The organism is Mycobacterium sp. (assembly GCF_044370595.1).
Taxonomy (GTDB): domain Bacteria; phylum Actinomycetota; class Actinomycetes; order Mycobacteriales; family Mycobacteriaceae; genus Mycobacterium.
The window spans coordinates 1-3869 of record NZ_JBILVF010000221.1 but is presented as its reverse complement, the minus strand read 5'-3'; the positions used below and the strand labels follow the sequence as shown (position 1 = coordinate 3869).

4 protein-coding genes are annotated in these 3869 nt (G+C 62.4%); all 4 read left to right on the top strand.

The window, feature by feature from the left end:
- On the top strand, positions 1-1203 hold a 1203-nt coding region (locus ADBZ5N_RS17860), incomplete at its 5' end, for an ABC1 kinase family protein (RefSeq protein WP_526259764.1).
- A gap of 5 nt (positions 1204-1208) precedes the next feature.
- Positions 1209-2150 (top strand): alpha/beta fold hydrolase, encoded by a 942-nt coding sequence (locus ADBZ5N_RS17855; protein WP_526259762.1) that lies wholly within the window; start codon positions 1209-1211, stop codon positions 2148-2150.
- A gap of 133 nt (positions 2151-2283) precedes the next feature.
- A complete protein-coding gene (locus ADBZ5N_RS17850; RefSeq protein WP_526259760.1) occupies positions 2284-3180 on the top strand; it encodes a cyclopropane mycolic acid synthase family methyltransferase in 897 nt (298 codons plus the stop codon).
- Between the two features lie 198 nt (positions 3181-3378).
- Positions 3379-3834 carry a hypothetical protein gene (locus ADBZ5N_RS17845; RefSeq protein ID WP_526259758.1) on the top strand — a complete coding sequence of 152 codons (456 nt, stop codon included), beginning with the start codon at positions 3379-3381 and terminating at the stop codon, positions 3832-3834.
- Positions 3835-3869: the final 35 nt, after the last annotated feature.

Below are 3869 nucleotides of genomic sequence, written 5' to 3'. Positions count from 1 at the left end.
CCGGACAAGGTCATCAAGGAGATTCCGCAGACCTTCGCCGACCTGGGACCCACTTACGTCAAGTTCGGCCAGATCATCGCCTCCAGCCCGGGCGCGTTCGGCGAGCAGTTGTCACGGGAGTTCCGCGGCCTGCTCGACGCTGTTCCCCCCGCCGACACCGCCGATGTGGGAAAACTGTTCAAGCAAGACCTCGGTGCCGACCCGGCCGAGTTGTTTGCCTCCTTCGACGAGCAGCCGTTCGCCTCGGCCTCCATCGCTCAGGTGCACTATGCGACGCTGCGCACCGGCGAGGAGGTCGTCGTCAAGATCCAGCGGCCCGGCATCCGCCGCCGGGTCGCCGCGGATCTGCAGATCCTCAAACGCTTCGCCCAGATCGTGGAACTGGCCAAGCTGGGCCGGCGCCTCTCGGCGCAGGAGGTGGTCGCCGACTTCGCCGACAACCTCGCCGAGGAACTCGACTTCCGCATCGAAGCCCAATCGATGGAGGCGTGGGTGTCCGGCCTGCACGGTTCCCCGCTGGGCCGCAACATCAAAGTGCCGCAAGTGCATTGGGAGTTCACCAGCGAGCGGGTGCTCACCATGGAGCGGGTGCACGGGGTCCGTATCGACGATGTCAAGGCCATCCGCGAGAAGGGCTTCGACGGGACCGAACTGGTCAAGGCGTTGCTTTTTTCCACGTTTGAGGGTGGCCTGCGGCACGGCCTGTTCCACGGCGACCTGCATGCCGGCAATCTGCTGGTCGACGACGGCGGCCGGATCGTGTTCCTGGACTTCGGCATCATGGGCCGCATCGACCCGCGCACCCGTTGGCTGCTGCGCGAACTCATCTACGCGCTTCTGGTCAAGAAGGACCACGCCGCCGCCGGCAAGATCGTCGTGCTCCTCGGGGCGGTCGGCACCGTCAAGCCGGAGGCGCAGGCCGCCAAGGACCTCGAGGCGTTCGCCACCCCGCTGACGATGAAAACCCTCGGCGACATGTCCTACGCCGAGATCGGCCGCCAACTGTCCACCCTGGCCGACGCCTACGATGTCAAACTGCCCCGGGAACTGGTGCTCATCGGCAAGCAGTTCCTCTACGTCGAGCGGTACATGAAGCTGCTGGCACCGAAGTGGCAGATGATGAGCGATCCGCAGTTCTCCGGATACTTCGCCAACTTCATGGTCGAGGTCAGCCGTGAGCACCAGAAGGACGTCGGGGGCTAGTTCACATGGAGTTGCGTACCGGGTACGCGAAGACACATTCGCCGGCTTGCGGCGACATCGAGCTGCACTACGAGGACCTCGGTGACCTCACCAATCCCCCGGTTCTGCTGATTATGGGCCTGGGCGCGCAACTGGTTCTTTGGCACGACGAGTTCTGCCAGAACCTGGTCGACCGCGGCTACCGGGTCATCCGATTCGACAACCGCGACGTGGGACTGTCGACCAAACTGCACGGCCGGCGGGCCGACGGCGCACTGATCCCCGGGCTGCTCCGCTCCTTCGTCGGACTGCCCAGCAAGTCGGTGTACCGGCTTGAAGATATGGCCGATGACGCCGCAGCGGTCCTCGACCACCTTGGGATCGAGCGCGCCCATATCGTGGGTGCGTCGATGGGCGGGATGATCGCCCAGATCTTCGCCGCGCGGTACGCGGCGCGCACCGCCGGCCTGGGCATCATCTTCTCGTCGAACAATTCCGCTCTGCTCCCCCCGCCGGCGCCCCGAGCGCTGCTGTCGTTGATCCAGGGGCCGCACCCCGGTTCCCCGCGCGAGGTGATCGTGGAGAACTCGGTGCGGGTCTCCACGATCATCGGCAGCCCCGCCTACCGAAAGTCCACCGAACAGTTGCGCGCCGACGCCATCGAAACCTATGACCGTTGTTTCTATCCGCAGGGCATCGGCAGGCATTTCGGCGCCATCCTGGGCAGCGGCAGCCTCAAGCACTACGACACGCAGATCACCGCCCCGACGGTGGTGATTCATGGCCGGGCCGACATTCTGATGCGGCCCGCCGGCGGGCGGGCGATTGCCAGGGCGATACCGGGGGCACGTTTGGTGTTATTCGATGGGATGGGGCATGACCTCCCACAACCGTTGTGGGACGGCATTGTCAGCGAACTCGATACATCGTTTTCGCAGTTCGCTAGGAAGCTTGAAGCGGAAAGTTAGTCCACAAGGGCTAGAATCCGGGGTTTCCAAACTCCTTCGGGGGCACGGTATCGTCTCGGAAGCCCACCCGCGCTCCAGTCGGTTCGGAACCGGGGTGACGAGCTCATCTACGCCGCACGGGAAGTGAAAGATCATGCCTGAGGTCAGTGACACCATGGACATGCGTCCGCATTTCGAGGAGATCCAGGCTCACTACGACCTCTCCGATGACTTCTTCGGCCTTTTTCAGGACCCGACTCGTAAGTACAGCTGCGCCTACTTCACCGGCCCGGACGTTACCCTTTCCGAGGCTCAGATCGCCGATGTAGATCTCAACCTGGACAAACTCGATCTCAAACCCGGGATGACGCTGCTGGAGATCGGCTGTGGGTGGGGTTTGACACTGCAGCGGGCGATGGAGAAGTACGACGTCAACGTCATCGGCCTGACCCTATCGAAGAATCAGCAGGCCTACTGCCGGCAACTGCTGGCCGAGGTCGATAGTGGCCGCACCTTCGAGGTGCGCCTAGAAGGCTGGGAGCAGTTCCATTCTCCGGTCGACCGCATTGTCTCCATCGAGGCGTTTGAACACTTCGGCTTCGAGCGCTACGACGACTTCTTCAAGAACTGCTTCGACATCACGCCCAACGACGGCCGGATGACCATCCAGAGCAGTGTCGGGTACCACCCACTCGACCTCGCTGCGCGCGGCAAGAAACTGACGTTCGCGTTAGCTAGGTTCGCGAAATTCATGTACACCGAGATCTTCCCCGGCGGCCGGTTGCCGAGTACGGCGATGATGGTCGAACACGGCGAGAAAGCAGGGTTCGTGGTGCCGGAGGCTATTTCACTACGCAACCATTACATCAAGACGTTGGGGCTCTGGGCCCATGCCCTGGAAGGCAACAGGGATGCCGCCATTGCCGCTACCGATGAGGCAACATACGACAAGTACATGCGGTATCTGACGGGTTGCCAGTACTACTTCATCGACGAAGGTATCGACTGCAGTCTTGTGACGTACCTCAAGCCGGGCGCCGCGGCGGCCTGAGTGCGCCGGACTCGCGTTGCGGGATTCCCACCTGAGGCCGTGCGTTTTGCCTGCTTACGGCAGGCCGTGGTGCGGCTTAAATTTTCCTGAGTGACAAAGGGCCTCAAGTTTGCCCGTTTGAGTTGACAACGCGTTACCGGGGTGGCAAGGTTCCCCATGAGATACGAGTAGGCAAATGCAGGGATGGGGTAACACACAATGGTTTCTACGACGAAAGTGTCGCTCGGCGCCGCGGCTCTGGCCATGGTTGCCGCGGCCGCGATCAGCCCGGCGGTAGCTCACGCCGAGGACGAAGCGTGCCTGCCCGGCCAAACAATCGAGTGCGTGGCTGCGACCAACTTCAGCTTGGCTGCCCTCGCGGTGGGTGATACGCCCACCAAGCCCTTGTTCCAGAATGACTTCATCTGGATCCAAGCTGTTGGGATCAATCAGGCGTTCGCCACGGATCCCGGAACCGTTCAGGTGTGGACCTTCAGCCCTCTGACCGTCGTCCCCTTCTTGGAGAACACTCCGATCGGCACTTGGTTCAAGTCCCAGAATCAGCAGTCGTGCTTCCTCGGCATCACCACCACCCTTGGTGGCCCCTACGCTAAGCCAGGCCAGTACGTCCACTCGTACAACCGCAAGGGTTGCAATCTCGGTTGGACCGTCTAACCAGCACCTGCCTAAACACAACAGAGGGGGGGGCG